This window comes from Acinetobacter sp. SFD (genome assembly GCF_001647575.1).
Classification (GTDB): domain Bacteria; phylum Pseudomonadota; class Gammaproteobacteria; order Pseudomonadales; family Moraxellaceae; genus Acinetobacter; species Acinetobacter pecorum.
This window is the reverse complement of record NZ_LSZJ01000011.1, coordinates 171,678-187,512: the sequence shown is the minus strand read 5'-3', so window position 1 is coordinate 187,512 and position 15,835 is coordinate 171,678. Positions and strand designations below refer to the sequence as shown.

18 protein-coding genes are annotated in these 15,835 nt (G+C 44.0%); 8 read left to right on the top strand and 10 right to left on the bottom strand.

Annotated elements, in window-relative coordinates; translation table 11 throughout:
- Window positions 1-78: 78 nt before the first annotated feature.
- Window positions 79-663, top strand: coding sequence for a 1-acyl-sn-glycerol-3-phosphate acyltransferase (locus AY605_RS06360; protein WP_064095807.1), 585 nt, complete (start codon window positions 79-81; stop codon window positions 661-663).
- Between the two features lie 68 nt (window positions 664-731).
- Here AY605_RS06360 and AY605_RS06355 read toward each other — a convergent pair whose 3' ends face one another.
- From AY605_RS06355 to AY605_RS06345, 3 genes are all read right to left on the bottom strand, one after another.
- Window positions 732-1,058: a hypothetical protein gene (locus AY605_RS06355; RefSeq protein ID WP_064095605.1), complete on the bottom strand. Its 327-nt coding sequence runs from the start codon at window positions 1,056-1,058 to the stop codon at window positions 732-734.
- A 132-nt stretch (window positions 1,059-1,190) separates the two neighbouring features.
- Window positions 1,191-1,952 carry a 3-oxoacyl-ACP reductase gene (locus AY605_RS06350; RefSeq protein WP_064095604.1) on the bottom strand — a complete coding sequence of 254 codons (762 nt, stop codon included), beginning with the start codon at window positions 1,950-1,952 and terminating at the stop codon, window positions 1,191-1,193.
- Window positions 1,953-2,050: 98 nt separating this feature from the next.
- Window positions 2,051-2,785, bottom strand: a complete 735-nt coding sequence (locus AY605_RS06345; RefSeq protein ID WP_064095603.1) for a sulfite exporter TauE/SafE family protein — start codon at window positions 2,783-2,785, stop codon at window positions 2,051-2,053.
- 237 nt (window positions 2,786-3,022) lie between these two features.
- Here AY605_RS06345 and AY605_RS06340 point away from each other — a divergent pair, with 237 nt between their 5' ends.
- A complete protein-coding gene (locus AY605_RS06340; protein WP_064095602.1) occupies window positions 3,023-3,268 on the top strand; it encodes a hypothetical protein in 246 nt (81 codons plus the stop codon).
- 87 nt (window positions 3,269-3,355) lie between these two features.
- Here the strand turns inward: AY605_RS06340 and rsmD are convergent, their stop codons facing one another.
- Window positions 3,356-3,913 carry a 16S rRNA (guanine(966)-N(2))-methyltransferase RsmD gene (gene rsmD / locus AY605_RS06335; RefSeq protein WP_064095601.1) on the bottom strand — a complete coding sequence of 186 codons (558 nt, stop codon included), beginning with the start codon at window positions 3,911-3,913 and terminating at the stop codon, window positions 3,356-3,358.
- Between the two features lie 2 nt (window positions 3,914-3,915).
- A complete protein-coding gene (gene mrdA / locus AY605_RS06330) occupies window positions 3,916-5,967 on the bottom strand; it encodes a penicillin-binding protein 2 (protein ID WP_064095600.1) in 2,052 nt (683 codons plus the stop codon).
- Between the two features lie 238 nt (window positions 5,968-6,205).
- Between mrdA and AY605_RS06325 the strand changes: the two genes are divergently transcribed.
- From AY605_RS06325 to AY605_RS06310, 4 genes are all read left to right on the top strand, one after another.
- On the top strand, window positions 6,206-6,721 hold the full coding sequence (locus AY605_RS06325; protein WP_064095599.1) for a hypothetical protein: 516 nt from the start codon (window positions 6,206-6,208) through the stop codon (window positions 6,719-6,721).
- Window positions 6,722-6,786: 65 nt separating this feature from the next.
- Window positions 6,787-8,103 carry a hypothetical protein gene (locus tag AY605_RS06320; protein WP_064095598.1) on the top strand — a complete coding sequence of 439 codons (1,317 nt, stop codon included), beginning with the start codon at window positions 6,787-6,789 and terminating at the stop codon, window positions 8,101-8,103.
- 75 nt (window positions 8,104-8,178) lie between these two features.
- Complete coding sequence (adk, locus tag AY605_RS06315) at window positions 8,179-8,838, top strand: adenylate kinase (protein WP_064095597.1); 660 nt, start codon at window positions 8,179-8,181, stop codon at window positions 8,836-8,838.
- 88 nt (window positions 8,839-8,926) lie between these two features.
- Window positions 8,927-9,136 carry a hypothetical protein gene (locus tag AY605_RS06310; RefSeq protein ID WP_064095596.1) on the top strand — a complete coding sequence of 70 codons (210 nt, stop codon included), beginning with the start codon at window positions 8,927-8,929 and terminating at the stop codon, window positions 9,134-9,136.
- Between the two features lie 35 nt (window positions 9,137-9,171).
- Here the strand turns inward: AY605_RS06310 and nth are convergent, their stop codons facing one another.
- Window positions 9,172-9,885 (bottom strand): endonuclease III, encoded by a 714-nt coding sequence (nth, locus tag AY605_RS06305; protein ID WP_064095595.1) that lies wholly within the window; start codon window positions 9,883-9,885, stop codon window positions 9,172-9,174.
- A gap of 1 nt (window position 9,886) precedes the next feature.
- The gene (locus AY605_RS06300; protein ID WP_064095594.1) at window positions 9,887-10,678 is read right to left on the bottom strand and encodes an RnfABCDGE type electron transport complex subunit B; all 792 of its coding nucleotides are present in this window, start codon (window positions 10,676-10,678) and stop codon (window positions 9,887-9,889) included.
- A 349-nt stretch (window positions 10,679-11,027) separates the two neighbouring features.
- Here AY605_RS06300 and gdhA point away from each other — a divergent pair, with 349 nt between their 5' ends.
- Entirely contained in the window at window positions 11,028-12,371 is a 1,344-nt protein-coding gene (gene gdhA / locus AY605_RS06295) for an NADP-specific glutamate dehydrogenase (RefSeq protein ID WP_064095593.1), read from the top strand.
- Window positions 12,372-12,438: 67 nt separating this feature from the next.
- Here the strand turns inward: gdhA and AY605_RS06290 are convergent, their stop codons facing one another.
- From AY605_RS06290 to rlmH, 3 genes are all read right to left on the bottom strand, one after another.
- Window positions 12,439-13,221 carry an META and DUF4377 domain-containing protein gene (locus AY605_RS06290; protein ID WP_064095592.1) on the bottom strand — a complete coding sequence of 261 codons (783 nt, stop codon included), beginning with the start codon at window positions 13,219-13,221 and terminating at the stop codon, window positions 12,439-12,441.
- Between the two features lie 135 nt (window positions 13,222-13,356).
- Complete coding sequence (locus AY605_RS06285; protein WP_064095591.1) at window positions 13,357-14,133, bottom strand: dioxygenase; 777 nt, start codon at window positions 14,131-14,133, stop codon at window positions 13,357-13,359.
- Between the two features lie 106 nt (window positions 14,134-14,239).
- Window positions 14,240-14,722, bottom strand: coding sequence for a 23S rRNA (pseudouridine(1915)-N(3))-methyltransferase RlmH (gene rlmH / locus AY605_RS06280; RefSeq protein ID WP_064095590.1), 483 nt, complete (start codon window positions 14,720-14,722; stop codon window positions 14,240-14,242).
- 167 nt (window positions 14,723-14,889) lie between these two features.
- Between rlmH and AY605_RS06275 the strand changes: the two genes are divergently transcribed.
- A complete protein-coding gene (locus tag AY605_RS06275) occupies window positions 14,890-15,822 on the top strand; it encodes a M28 family peptidase (RefSeq protein ID WP_081406347.1) in 933 nt (310 codons plus the stop codon).
- The last annotated feature ends 13 nt before the right edge of the window (window positions 15,823-15,835 follow it).

Below are 15,835 nucleotides of genomic sequence, written 5' to 3'. Positions count from 1 at the left end.
TTATTGATCTTTTTGCACTATCTATATTTGCTTAGGTTGTTAAAATTCGCGCAATTTTGAATAGAATTGGTGCGTGACGTGTTTGAGAAGTTAGCAGAACAAAGCCTGAATATACTGGGTTGGAAAATTGACAATCACTGGCCATTAGATTTAGATCAATGTGTCATGATTGCTGCGCCACATACCAGTAATTGGGATGCACTTTATGCGCGTCTGGCTTTGAAAGCATTAGGTGTGAATGTTCGCTTAACCATTAAAGACAGTTATATGAAGTTTCCATTGGGGCCTTTTGTTCGGGCTATGGGTGGAATCGGTATTGATCGCCGACCTAAACAGCCGGGGGAGCCTCGTCCGAGTATGGTTCAGGTGATGTCGGAATTATTCAAGACCCATCCGAAACTGGTCATGCTGGTCACGCCAGAAGCGACCCGAGCCAAGCAGGAACAGTGGAAGACGGGTTTTTATCATGTCGCCATCAATGCCGGTGTGCCAATTGCATTGGCCTATATGGACTATGCCAAGAAAAAAACTGGTGTAGGAAAAATTGTCTATCCGACGGGGGATTATGAAAAGGATATGGCAGAAATCATGGCATTTTATGCAGATATTGAACCAAAATTCCCTGAATGCTTCAGTGTAGATCAGCGCTATTATCAGAGTTAAAATTAGGTTGGAAAAAAGCAGGAAAATATTTCCTGCTTTTTTTTCGTCTAATCTTAAAATTGACAGGCTTAAGATGCATTTTCAGAAGCGGGTAAAATTCCTCCCAGGTTTTGGCAGGCATCTTTATACAAAGCATATTGTTGTTCCACTACCTCATGTAGCGGTAGATCAAACAGCTTTTCACCCTGATGATACTGTTTGATATAAGACTCGACTTTGGATTTGCTGCTGTACAACATCTGCTGATAATAATCAGTCATACTGCTATGTGGCATTTGTGCGGTATCTACCTTGGCACAGTGGAAATTTCGCAGTAATTGTTCGGATTTTTTCAAATCGCTGGACATACAACCTGCCAGCAGCAAGGTACTGAGCAATGTCGTGATAAATTTCATGAAAGTAGGCAAAAGGTTTTATGAGAACGCTCTATTGTAGAAGTAAAAACTGTTCCAAAAACCTTTTTAATCTACCAAATGGTTAAAAAATAGAATAATAGAATTTTAAAATCAATTGCATGCACTAAGCCCCTAACCTTTGACCAGGCCGCCATCTACAATCAGGTTTTGTCCTGTGACTGCACGTGAATAAGGCGACAGAAACATCAAGATTGCAGCGGCAAATTCTTCGGGAGTAATCACACGGCGTAAAGGGGTCGATTGAGCAATCAGGTCAAAGACAAAGTCAGGTGTGGCCTTACTGGCATCTGTGGTTTGTAACAGGCCGCCAGAAAGCATATTTACATTAATACCATACTGTCCCAAATCCTGTGCCGTAGTACGGGTAAACGCCAATAATGCGGCTTTGGCAGCAGTATAGTCATGATAAGGAACTACCGGATTTTGCACGAGGTTTGTACCAATATTCACAATCCGGCCAAATCCTGCCTGTTTCATATCATCCAGTGCGGCTTGGGTGGTATTTAAAGCTGCCTGTACTGCACCGCTGAACTGCTGTTGCAACATTTCCCAAGTGAGTGTTTCAACTTTAGGCCGTGCATCGCCATTAAATTCAAATTGAATCAACGCATTATTGACTATCGCATGAATTGCTTCCCCAAAATGATTTTTTGCCGCGGCAAATAAAGCGCGTACCTGATCAGCCTCAGTAACATCTGCCTGATAAGTAAATACCTGCGCAGGATATTGTTGGGCCAGCTGTTCAGCTTGCTGCTGACTGCTATGATAGTTGACGACCACGCGCGCACCCTCAGCGAGTAAAGCCCGGGTAATGGCTAAACCCAAACCACGTGCACCGCCAGTAACAAGAACGATCTGATCACGAATCTGCATAATGATGATCTGTATTGCGAAAGAATGGCCTTAAAATAGCATTTATCTTGCTAGATTCAAGCTTTAGAGGGAAAACAGGGCGTGGCTTTTTCTTATGCCTAAATGAATTGAGATGCTAATAGAAAACAGCCAGTACTAAAAAGTAAACTTAAGATAATACGTTTAAATAGTAATTCTGAAATTTTATAAAATAATTTTGCCCCTAGAATCGCCGGAAGGCTCACAAAAACAATCAGCAAGGCCATATAAGGTAAATGGCTTTGATTAATCAGGCCTTGCCATAGATACGTACCCAACGTGAAAAGCTGAATGGCAAAATTGAAATGCCGCAAAATATAGCGCTGCTGCGCTTTGGGTATTTGCTTTAGCATGACCCAGGCTGAAGGAATAGCGCCGCAAAAACCACCCAGTCCGCCTAAGATGCCACCCATGAAGCCTATACCACTATCCGCTAATTTTCCTGAATGCTGAATCATTTTAAGTTGTGGGCTAAGCAGCATCACCGGGCACCACAGCACCAGAAAAAATCCTAGGACTATTTTGAAGGTATCTGCTTGAATGATCTGCAACAAATAAGTACCAAGCGGTACACCGATCAGGCCGGCAATCAGATAAGGCAGTACTAACTGTCTGGATAAAAAGGGCTGCGTCTGTTCCTGACTCAGTGAAATCACATGACTCCAGACCGAGGCAAATACCAGCAGGGGCGCGGCTAGTTGCGGAGCTAATACCCAAACCCAGAAGGACATGGCAATCAGGGCAAAGGCAAAACCAGTCAGACCCTGAACAAAACCTGCGACCATCGCACCAAAAATAAATAACAACCAGGTCATAAGGATCGGTACGAAATTAAAGTCAGTAGTATTAAAAAGATAACTGGAAAAACCAAGTACTTGCTTAGTGGTATTTATGCAAATCTCAGTGCAAATTGATATAAACGCCAAGGAATTTAGCTCTTGTCTGCATCGGAAATCAAGAAATCCGAGCATAAAATAAAACAAGAATCCAACACGGAGTTTCTGAATTATCAATCAAATTGCCGGATACTGAAACCTGTACCGCAAGAGGTAATGAACATGAAAATAGTAATATTACTTTCTGTATTGGCAGTCTCATTAACCGGTTGTGTTGTAGATCCTCACGATGATTATCGCGGTCATAAAGATCGGGATAAACATCATGATCGACCACATGGTGACCGGGACTGGAATAACAACAAAGATCGTCCTGACTGGAATAACAACAAAGACCGTCCTAACTGGAATAATCCCGGCCAAAACAATCGGAATCCGCCACCTCCATCTCCGACCCGTTAATTGCTCTGTTATCCGCTCATTAATTTTTAAACCCTATGATTTGACCAAAAGGATTTCTTATTACAGGAATCCTTTTAAATTTTGGTCTTACAGATGCGTTTTTTGATAGAGTCCTGCACGGACCATTCCGGCTTTGGTATTTTTAATTAAACGCCATGAGGCGGGTAATTTAAGAGATTGCAGATCGCGGTCCGCTTCTACATAAATATAAGCATTATCCTTGATCAGATGATTTGCCTGTTCAGACAAGGTTTCCCATAAATTCAGGCTATACGGCGGATCTAGAAAAACCAGATCAAATTGTGTCTGCAGCGTGGGCAAAACTTGTTGCGCAGTAGCTACTTTCAATTGGGCACGTGTCTTGGTGACTTTCAATAGTTCCAGATTCTGAGTTAAAAATTGAGCCTGAGTACGATCAGGTTCAATCATCACCACTGAGGCAGCGCCACGAGATAATGCCTCAAAAGCCAATGCCCCTGAACCGGCACACATATCCAGAACCTGGGCATTTTGCACCTCCCACATCAGCCAGTTAAATAGAGTTTCCCGGACACGGTCAGGCGTCGGGCGCAAACCCTCAATACTGGCAAAAGGTAGTTGACGACGTTTCCAGTCACCACCAATAATTCGAAGCTGGTTTTTCATTTTTAATCTCGTTCTACCGGTGTCGGAGCATGAGGCGCTGCGGGAGATGCAGCAGTATTTGTAGAAGCCGGAGCAGGAGGAGCGGACTGGCTACTGGCTGGAGCTGCACTAGAGGCTGCATCCTGACTTAGCATACCTGCACCACTTGGTAATTCAGCTGGCTTGATTCCGGCTGTCATCAGGCCGCCACTTAATTGGTGTCCCTGTGGGCGTATTGGATTTTTATCTTTATGCAGTAACCAGTAATCGAAAATTGGTCGGGCCAAGGCGGTTGCCGCACTACCACCACGACCATTTTCCAGAATGACTGCGATCGCAATTTCGGGCTGTTCAGCAGGGGCAAAACCGACAAAAAGACCGTGATCCAGCTGACGGTCGGTCAACAGGGATTCATTGTAGCGTTTGCCCTGAGCAATACTTTTAACCTGTGCTGTCCCGGTTTTACCCGCAATAGAGTATTGCAGGCCGCTTTTGATGCCTCGACCTGTACCCGACTGAATGACATCTACCATCGCCTCACGCATCTTGATCCAGTCTTCTTCCTGACCGTTAAAATCGATCTTGCCATGAGTACCATTATGTACCTTGAATGGTTTGGCACCGCGACTTTCACGCAGCACATGAGGAATAACTTTATTACCCTGGTTGGCGGTAATCGCAGTGGCCATAGCCAGCTGTAAAGGCGTGGAGGTAAAAGCACCCTGACCAATACTGACAGAAATGGTTTCACCACGTGACCATTTGGCATTACGGGTACGCATCTTCCATTCCGGGCTAGGATAAAGTCCGGAACTTTCACTTGGTAAATCGACCCCGGTTTTTTCACCAAAGCCAAACTGACGCATCCAGGTGTTCATTTTTTCAATGCCCATGCGGTAGGACATGACATAGAAATAGGTATCACAGGACACAATTTGTGCTTTATGCATATTTACTGAGCCATGCCCGGTTTTTTTATGGTCACGGAAGCGGTGACTGTCACCAGGCAAGGTGAAATAGCCTGGATCCGAAATAGCAGTATTCCAGTCCACCAGGCCATAATGTAGTCCGCCCAGACCAAACATCGGCTTGATGGTAGAGCCGGGTGGATAGGTACCCTGTACAGCCCGATTATAGAGAGGCTGATCGAGGTTATCACGTAGACCGCTGTAGTCCTTGGTACTGATTCCGGTGACAAACAGATTTGGATTAAAGCTTGGGCTGGATACTAGCGCCAGAATTTCTCCGGTCTTGGGATTCATCGCTACAATTGCGCCACGACGCCCAGCCAGCTGTTCTGAAGCTACTACCTGTAAGCCGTAATCGAGTGACAGGAACAGGTCGTTACCGCGCACCGGATCCTTGCGGCCCAGATGACGTAGCACATTACCAAAGGCATCGGCCTCTACCGATTCATTTCCTGGTACACCATGCAGAAGCTCTTCATAGGATTTTTCCACCCCGATCTTTCCGATCAGGTTGGTTCCGGCATACAGATCCTTGTCAATAGCTTTAAGTTCTTTGTCATTAATTCGACCTACATAACCAATCACATGCGCGAACAGATCACCATGCGGGTAGTAGCGGGTCATCTGGGTTTCAATATTCACGCCCGGAAACTGATATTTTACTTCACTAAAACGGGCAATATCATTTTCATTCAGATTGAGCTTGATCGAAACCCGTTCGGTCTTACGTGCTGTTTTAATACGGGTTTGAAAGCGTTCCAGGTCTTCTTCGGTCAGTTCCAGAATCGGTTTCAGGCGTTCGAGTGTCTGGTCGATGTCCTGTACATCGGCACGACTTAAAGTGGCAGTAAAGACTGGATAGTTGTCGGCCAACAATACGCCGTTACGGTCATAAATATAACCGCGTGCTGGGGGTAAGGGCTGCAAGCGAATCCGGTTCTCGTCAGAAGCCGTACTAAAGCTTTCAAAGTTGAACAGTTGCAAATAGGCATAGCGGCTGACCAGCAGCAGCATAAAGAAAATCACAATCCCCATGGAAATCAAGACTCGACTGCGATAGATGCGCTTTTCTTGTTGTGCATTTTTTAAAGGAAAGTGCTGCTTCATACGCGATCGACTTAAGACCTGAGAGTGATTGAAAAGAATCAAAGTGGAATATTCTAACGCAAGTGCACTTGATTTGATAATGAAAAACTGACCTTGTCATCAGGTTCTATAAGCTTTGACTTTACAGACATTAAAATTGTAAAGTGCTGTATACAAGAGTTGTGATAATTCTGCTAGAGTAAAATCCAATAAAAATAGGACTATACCGAAAACTATAATTAAGGAAGATGGTGAAGGAATGAACAAGGTTTACCCTTTGTTAGCGTTTGCATTTTGGGCGAATGGGGCATATGCACATGATAAAATTAATACTACTGCTAAAATAGAACCTGAGCCGGCAAAAGCCTTTAATGTTGGTGTTGGTATTACCCAGGAATTGATACACTTAAATACTGAATGGGTTAATCCTTACGGGATTGCTTATGTGAAAGGTGGAGTTTTTCTGAATGATGACCATAAGATAGGAGCACAGGCAGGCTTTCGTTATCCGGCCTATCTCACTGGTAAAGACAATAATGGTTATTATGTCGGGGCTTATGCAGGGCATATCGATAGCAGGCGGATTGACAATGAGTACAAGACCCGCTTAGGTGCCGGTATTGACTTGGCTTATGTTTTGCTTAGTTCTGAACGGATCAGCAGTTTTAGTGTGGGGATCGGTGTGGGGGAGAAACTCGAAGACCGAACTGGTTTTGTTGTGGCTGAAACAGAACCCCGGCTACAATTTTCCTATACTTTAAGTATCGGTTTATAGACAAAATATTCGACCTTATTAATATGTGTATTCTGTGAACAAAAAATTAAATATGGAAATTATGCATGCTTGAGTACGTCAACGAGTTGTGGCAAGCCTTTGTAAATCGCCCAGATTTTTGGGCCGTGCTCAGCATTATTCCGGTGACTGCATTTGTAACCTGGGCTCACGTCTGGATGGCACTGAAAATGGTCTTTTATCCGATCAATTTTTGGGGTTTTCATTTAGGGCCCATTCCTATCGGCTGGCAGGGAATTGTGCCACGCAAAGCTGGGCGTATTTCAGGCATTATTACCGATAATACGCTCTCAAAACTAGGTTCCATCCGTGAGTTCTTACAGGCGATGGATCCCGATGACATGGCACGGATCATTGGGGAGCAGGTTGGTTTTGAACTGGAACATCTGATTGATGAAGTCATGATGGATCGCAATGCGGTCCTTTGGGAAAACCTGCCTTTTGCCATCAAGCGCAGAATTTATGCACAAGCACAGAAACAAATGCCGGCAATTTTACGTGAATTAGTGACTGAGCTGACCATGAACGTCGAGTCACTTGTGGATATGCGTGAAATGGTGGTCAGCCAGATGGAAGGTGACCGCCGACTTATGGTACGCATGTTCCTGAAAGTGGGTCAAAAAGAGATCAATTTCATCTGGCATATCAGTGCGCTCATCGGGATGTTCTTTGGTATTTTCCAGATGATTGTCTGGTTTGTGGTGCCTTGGCACTGGACCGTACCGTTCTGGGCTGCCATCTGGGGCTTTTTGACCAACTGGATTGCCATCTGGATGGTCTTCAACCCACTAGAACCACATCCGGTAAAATACCTGCAATTCTTTAGCCGTACCGCAGATCGCAAGTTTCCATGGATCAAACCGGTGATTCCTCGTATCGGCACCTATAACATACAAGGCGCATTTATGAAACGTCAGGATGAAGTCTCTGACGTCTTCGCAAGTGTAGTCACAGAAGATCTGATTACGTTAAAATCGATCATGACCGAGATGATGTATGGCGGCAGAAAAGATAAAACCCGCCGCATTATCAAACGTCATATTAATGAAATTATGGAAACACCCCTGGTCAGAACCTCTTTACAGCTGTCTTTAGGACCAAAAGAGTATGCAAAACTCAAGACGGACTTGATCGATCGCTCGATTGAAATTACGATGGTACCTGTATGCGACCCAGCATTTAATGCGAGCCGTGCACAGAAAATCTATCAAATGTTTAGAGACCGCATACGTGAGTTGACTCCGAAGGAGTTTCAGAATCTTTTACGTCCTGCATTTCAGGAAGATGAATGGATTCTGATTTTATTGGGTGGGGTAACCGGTTTTGTCGCGGGTTTAATCCATTTGTTTGTGGCTTTCTTATAATGAGATGCCGGGGGACACAATCGGGTGATTGTGGTCGTGGCGTCATACATATTGTTTAAATGAGGATGTTTATATATGCGCATTATCTTACTCGGACCACCTGGAGCAGGTAAAGGTACACAAGCTCAGTTGATCTGTAAGCGCTACAATATCCCACAAATTTCAACCGGTGATATGCTCCGTGCTGCAATTCGTGAAGGAACTGAATTAGGTCTACAAGCTAAAAGTGTCATGGACAATGGCGGTTTGGTTTCTGATGAGTTGATCATTGGTCTGGTCAAGGAACGTATTGCGCAACCTGACTGTGTAAACGGCTGCATCTTTGATGGTTTCCCGCGTACCATTCCTCAAGCAGAAGCCTTGGAAAAAGAAGGCATTGCAATTGATCACGTGATTGAAATTGATGTGCCAGATGAAGAAATCGTTCAACGTCTGTCAGGCCGTCGTCAGCATCCGGCGTCTGGTCGTGTTTATCACACCGTTTACAACCCGCCAAAAGTGGAAGGTAAAGATGATGAAACAGGTGAAGATCTGGTTCAGCGTCCTGATGACCAGGAAGAAACAATTCGTAAGCGTCTAGGTTCTTACCACACTGAAACTGAACAGCTGGTGGGTTTCTACCAAGGCCGTGCAGCATCTGGGGAAAATGCACCGACTTATGACAAGCTGAATGGCTTGCGTCCAATCGACGAAGTTCAAAAAGATCTTTTCGCGATTTTAGATCAATCAAAATAATCATTAACCGATTATTTTGACAATCGAAGAGCCCTAAGCCATATTAGGGCTCTTTTTTGTTGTGTATTTAAACAGGGTGCTTGCTGCTATGAAATTTGGCATATTGGTATTAATGGTTATATTGCTGGCAGTAGTGGTGGGTTTGTTCTATATCAGTTTTAAAATACTTAACAAGGTACGCCAGGAAGAACGGGCAGAAAATGCCGGAAAAGTACCGGCACGTCAGTTACATCCCAAATTACAGGCAGAACTTCAACAGAAGCGCGAACAAGAGCAGGCTGAGCAAAATAATAAATAAATGCTTTGAGGTACTCTAAACGAAAAAAGCTGAGCTTAAGTTTCAGCTTCAATATTTTTCACCGGAATTGCACGATCTGCACCAAACTCAAACCGGTCCGGCCAGTTACATACATCTGCAACTACACATTCATGGCATTTCGGTTTACGTGCAACACAGCAATAACGGCCATGTAAAATCAGCCAGTGATGTGAATCAATAATAAATTCTTTTGGAATGACCTTCACTAAACGATGCTCGACCTCAAGCACATTTTTACCAACTGCCAGTCCAGTACGGTTACCGACCCGGAAAATATGTGTATCGACCGCCATGGTCGGCTGACCAAAGGCCGTATTCAGTACCACATTCGCCGTTTTACGACCTACACCCGGCAGGGCTTCCAGATCCGCACGATTATCCGGTACCACGCTGTTGTGCTTCTGAATCAGCATTTCACAGGCTTTAATCACGTTGACCGCTTTCGAGTTATATAAACCAATGGTCTTGATATATTCCTTCAAACCATCGATACCTAGCGCATAAATTGCTTCCGGTGTATTGGCGACTGGAAACAGTTTGTCTGTGGCTTTGTTGACACTGACATCTGTGGCTTGGGCTGACAGCGTGACTGCGACCAGCAATTCAAAGGGATTAGCATAATTCAGCTCGGTTTTTGGATTGGGTCGCTGTTCACGCAGGCGTTCAAAAAAGGTCTGAATCTGTTTTTTGGTCATGTTTTTAACGGGCTTGGCCTTGGCAATTGTCATGTTATCCCTGTAAAGCCTGTAATTGCTGTGTCAATTCTTCGAGCTGGGTACGCTTTCGGGCATCTTCACGAACTGAGAGTTGTTTTTCCAGTTTTTTAATTTGGGTACGTAGTTTTGCCAGTTCAATCGTGGTCTTGGAATCAAGTGATACGGGGGCATTCTCTGGCTTGCTCGCGACTTCAATCACGGGGAGTTGCTCATTTAAAGCTGAGAAACGGGCAAACAGGGCAGTATCGATTTCTGCACGGACCACAGGTCCTTTACGATCGGTACGCCGTTTTTCTTCACGCTGGATGTGCGCATAGTAACGCTGACGCAGATCATCCTGTTCTGCAATGCGCTGTGCTTCAGTCGGTAAGGGTTGTTGATCTTCAACCAGATCGATGCAGTCTACTGGACAAGGCGGGATACAAAGCTCACAACCGGTACACAGGTCAGTAAGCACTGTATGCATCAGTTTACCTGAGCCAATAATTGCATCGACCGGGCAGGCACTAATACATTTGGTACAGCCAATACATTCATCTTCACGAATAACCGCTTTCATGCGCTGGGGACGACCATCGGCTTGAACTGGCCAGACGCTTTCTTCAGCCGGTAGTTTAGAGCGATTTAATAATACGGCCAGAGCATCGGCAACAGGCTGCCCGCCAGGTACACATTTGTTGGCATCTTCACCCTCAGCAATCGACTGGGCATAAGGTAAACATCCGTCACGGTGACCGCAGAGTCCACATTGGGTTTGAGGGAGTAAAGCATCAATCGATTGGACCAGAGAAATAGGCGAATTCATGTATAACCAGCATTACTCATGGCAAGCATGAGAGAGTAAGTGAAACAAAATATGTCGATTTATCAATTTTAACATGTTTTTTGGATGCTGAGTGGTGCACGAATTAAGGTCATTTTATGCCTTATTTTTAGGCATAAAATGACAATTAGGTATTGATTCAATTGGTATTTAATAACCTAGAAAAAATATTCATAATCAATATAAATATTTGTTATCAAATTAATTTTAAAGTATTTTCAAAAAAAGTATTGTAGATTGGTTACAAAAGATATTTAATATTTTGCGCCAAAATTTAACATTGATTGTAAATTTGACCAATTTTGATCCATTTTCTGCTGAGGATTAAGCGTTGAAATACAACACACTTAATGAGTTCCTAGATTACGTAAAATCACGTGATGCACATCAACCAGAATTTCTTCAAGCTGTAGAAGAAGTGATGACCAGTTTGTGGCCGTTCATTGAAAAGAATCCACAATACGCAGCACATGGTTTGCTAGAGCGTCTAGTTGAGCCAGAACGTGCGATCCAGTTCCGAGTTTCTTGGGTAGATGACCAAGGTCAAACTCAGGTAAACCGTGCGTTCCGCGTACAGTACAACTCAGCGATCGGTCCATTCAAAGGTGGTATGCGTTTCCACCCTTCAGTGAATCTTTCAATCCTAAAATTCTTAGGCTTTGAGCAAACATTTAAAAATGCTTTAACCACACTTCCTATGGGTGGTGGTAAAGGCGGTTCTGATTTTGACCCTAAAGGCAAATCAGAAGGCGAAATCATGCGTTTCTGCCAAGCTTTAATGATCGAGCTGTATCGTCACCTTGGTGCGAACACAGATATCCCTGCAGGTGATATTGGTGTAGGCGGTCGTGAAGTGGGCTACATGGCCGGCATGATGAAAAAATTAAGTAACGACACTGCATGTGTATTCACTGGTAAAGGCTTAACTTTCGGTGGTTCATTGGCACGTCCGGAAGCAACGGGTTACGGTACTGTGTATTTCGCTGAGGAAATGCTCAAGTCTCGTGACGAAAGCTTCAAGGACAAAGTTGTTGCGATTTCAGGTTCTGGTAACGTTGCGCAATATGCTGCTGAAAAAGCAATGTACCTTGGTGCGAAAGTAGTTTCACTTTCGGATTCTGCGGGTACAGTTTACGTTAAAGACGGTTTCACTGAGGCGCTTCTTGCTGAAGTTATGGAACTTAAGAATGTAAAACGTGGCCGTATTTCAGAGTTTGCCTCTAAACATGGTTTCGAATATCTTGAAGGCCAACGTCCTTGGGGTATTAAGTGTGATATCGCACTGCCATGTGCAACGCAAAACGAACTGGATGCAGACGATGCTGCTGCACTTCTTGCCAATGGCGTAATCTGTGTAGCTGAAGGTGCAAACATGCCTTCTACGCTTGAAGCGGTTGAGAAATTCGTTGAAGCGAAAATTCTTTATGCGCCAGGTAAAGCATCAAATGCAGGTGGTGTAGCAACTTCTGGTCTGGAAATGTCTCAAAACGCATTGCGTTTAGGTTGGACTTTCGAAGAAGTTGACGAGCGCTTACACGCGATCATGAAAGAAATTCACCGCAACTGCGTAAAATTCGGTACTAAGGAAGACGGTACTGTGAACTATGTGGACGGTGCAAACATTGCGGGCTTCGTAAAAGTTGCTGATGCTATGCTTGCTCAAGGCGTATTCTAAGTCTGACTTAGTCTAAGCTGAAAAAACCGAGGTATTTACCTCGGTTTTTTTATTTTTATTTTTTGCTTTAGAGGGTGGTTTTTACCACTTCACGCTCTACTGCCATATCAAATACATAGGCGTATTTAGACTGGTCTGCAGCCGGATTCTTAATTTCATAACGCTTTACCCGGATAATCTGACGCTCATCTGGTGAGTGCTGAAAGCCTTCAATCTGGTCATAGAATAAAGTCCAGTCTTTATCGACCTGAGTCTTTAAACCTTTATCATCATATTTAATTTCTTTCACCTGTAAACAGGTTTGTAGAGCTACCCCGGTACAGGTTTTGGTTTGTGGAGAAATTTCCAGGAAAATAGTTTCTGCTTGCCCTTGGTATTTAGTTTCTGGGGTCATTTTTCCAGTAAAAATATATTTTTTCCCATCGGCCGCAGTGATGCTTAATTTTGGCTGATTAGCATCACTGAGATCTAAGCTGAAAGGAATATCACGCTTTTGCAAAAGCTGGCTGACAAAACGCTCCTGTTCCATCAGTGCTGCATCACAGGCCATTTCGGTACCTACGACTTCGCTGGTCGTGATGATATTGTTTTTGACTGACCAGGTCGTTGCCAGTCCATTACAGCCCGTAGCGGCGTTCAGCCGGCCTTGAGCATCAAAATGGAGTACGATGGGCCGTTCTAGTCCACGATCCAGTTCCCAAGTGTAAGCAGAAAGGATTTGCACTGGTGTTTTTAATGTAGTCGATGGAGTGGAAATAGCTGTATCTCCTGAAGTCGCAGGAAGATGAGAGGATTGACACGCAATTAAAGCTAAAGGGAGCAGAGCAAGTGCAAAAATTCTTGATTTCATCAGTGTAATTCTATGTGCTAAATTTCAACGTGATTATAATCAGGAGATTAGTAAAAAATATGGATACAAATCGTAGCTTTTGCTAACAAAATGTATCCAAATCAGGGGCTAAATTTAGAAGCTCGGTATTATCGGCTAGTCGAAGCGGTAAATATCCATTCCTAATGCACCCATGGTAAAGCTGCTATGCACGACACTGAAGCGGTTTCCCGTACCCATAGCAAAGAATAAGGGTGCAAAGTGCTCCAGGGTTGGATGATTACGTTTGATATGGGGTAATGTTTGCCAGTCCAGTACGGCATCAAAATCACTATGAACCAGTTTATTCACTACATAATTACGGAAAGTTGAGGCCCATTCCGGAACCTCATCGGTATTTCCCTGCCAAGACAGTTCACGCAAATTATGAGTAATACTGCCTGATCCAATCAGAAATACCTGCTGTTCACGCAAAGGTGCCAAGGTCTGACCAATTCTGTAAATATCTTCAGCACTCATCGTGATTGGTAAAGAAATTTCAACCACTGGAATATCTGCTTCTGGATACATATGCAATAGCGGCATCCAGACACCATGATCTCGCGGGCGGGTACTATTGGCATGCGCAGAAAAACCGGCATTGGCCAGTAAGCCTAGCACTTGCTCAGCCAGTTCGGGATTTCCAGGAGCCGGGTAGCGTAATTCATACAACTCAGGTGGAAAACCGCGGAAGTCATGCCAAGTTTCAGGACGGATGCCGGTATTCACCTCTAGCGCTTCGCTTTCCCAGTGTGCCGACATGACAATAATCGCAGTTGGACGTGGCAGATTCAGGCTTAAGCGATGCAATGCTGGGCCTACCTGCTCGGGATTGAGTGCCAGCATGGGCGATCCATGAGAAATAAATAAGCCCGGCAAGGTCTGTAAGTTCATAAGTCAAACCACATTAGTTGAATGTTTTAATCATGCAATAAAAACAGGGATAAAGGCAGGGGTAATAATTCAACAAAACGTTGCATATACAGAACGCATTATTAAATTATCCCGCTCGATGATAGGGATGGTTATGGTTGATGCTCATGGCACGATAGAGCTGTTCAATCAGCATGACACGTACCAGAGGATGCGGCAGGGTTAACTTCGACAAGGACCAGTGCCATGCCGCAGCTTTACGCACGGCTTCCGAGTGACCATCCGGTCCACCGATCGCAAGTGCCACATCATTGCCTTCCAGCATCCAGCTTTTCATGGTTTCAGCCAGTTTTTCAGTACTGAATTCACGTCCGCCTACTTCTAGCGCGATCAGGATTTCATTCTGCTTCAGTGCATTTAAAATGCTATCACCCTCAATATTGCGGTATTTCAGAATATCTGCTTCAGAATCGTTTTTCCCGCGCTTGGCCATCGGCAGTTCAATAATCTGGGTCTGTACAAAAGGCTGAATACGTTTGAAATAATCTTCAAAACCAGTCAACACCCAAGCTGGCATTTTTTGACCAATGGTCAGAATACGGATTTTCATACAGGCAGATCAATAATTGGATACTTCATTATAACGATCAAACAACATGAATTTGAACCAGGAAACAAATTGAAATTGAAAGGGGGGATTTAGTGTTGCTTTAATGTCCGTAGTTCAAGTATCCGCTTGATAAAGGAATGGAATAATAATAAATGCGGAACAGTGTCATGATAAAAGGATGTTGTACTGTGCTCCTGTTACTGCTTGGTCTCATGGGTTCAAGCCTGTGTATGGCCAGCTCAAGCAAAAGTGCTCAAGTCCCCCATCTGGAATTGTTTTTTAGCCAGATTATGAATGTGGATGAATACCGGAATTATAAAAATATTAAGGAGCTGAATCGGGTGTCTGCCTGGATCAAAGGGCAGATGCAGCGTCTGGGTGTCCCATGTCAGTATCAGGTTTATGTGGTCAATAACTTGAGTTACCGGAATGTCGTCTGTCAAATCAATACTCAAGCCAAAACCAAGATGGTAATGGGAGCACATTATGATGTTTTCAGTGCCCGATATGGGGCTGACAATAATGCATCAGGTGTAGCGGGTCTGCTGGAAACGGCAAGACTACTTGCTTTGCAAAAATCCAGACTCAAGCATGATATTGAATTTGCTTTCTATACCTTGGAAGAGCCACCCTTTTTTAAGACAGAACACATGGGCAGTTATATACATGCCAAATCATTAAAAGTGCAAAAACAGAAAATTAAAGGCGTGGTGATTCTGGATTCGATTGGCTATTTTGATGAACATCAGGTACAGAGTTATCCAGTCGGATTAAAATGGATTTATCCACGACATGGCAACTTTATTGCATCAATTGGACATTTGGCCTCAACCGGCCTGACCGGCGATTATTGTGATGCTATGCAACGGCTTAACAGGTTGGATTGTCAGCGTTTTGTCAGTCCAAGTTTTGCTCAGGATATGAGTTTCTCGGGCTATCTGAATTATACCAAATTCAATTATTCAACTATGCTGATCACCGATACTGCGAATTATCGCAATCCTTATTACAACACCGAACTGGACACCTTAGACAAGCTGGACTTGAACAAGATGACGTATGTGATTGATGGGCTGGTTGCTATGGCGCTACAGCCATAATTGAGTTAAGTGG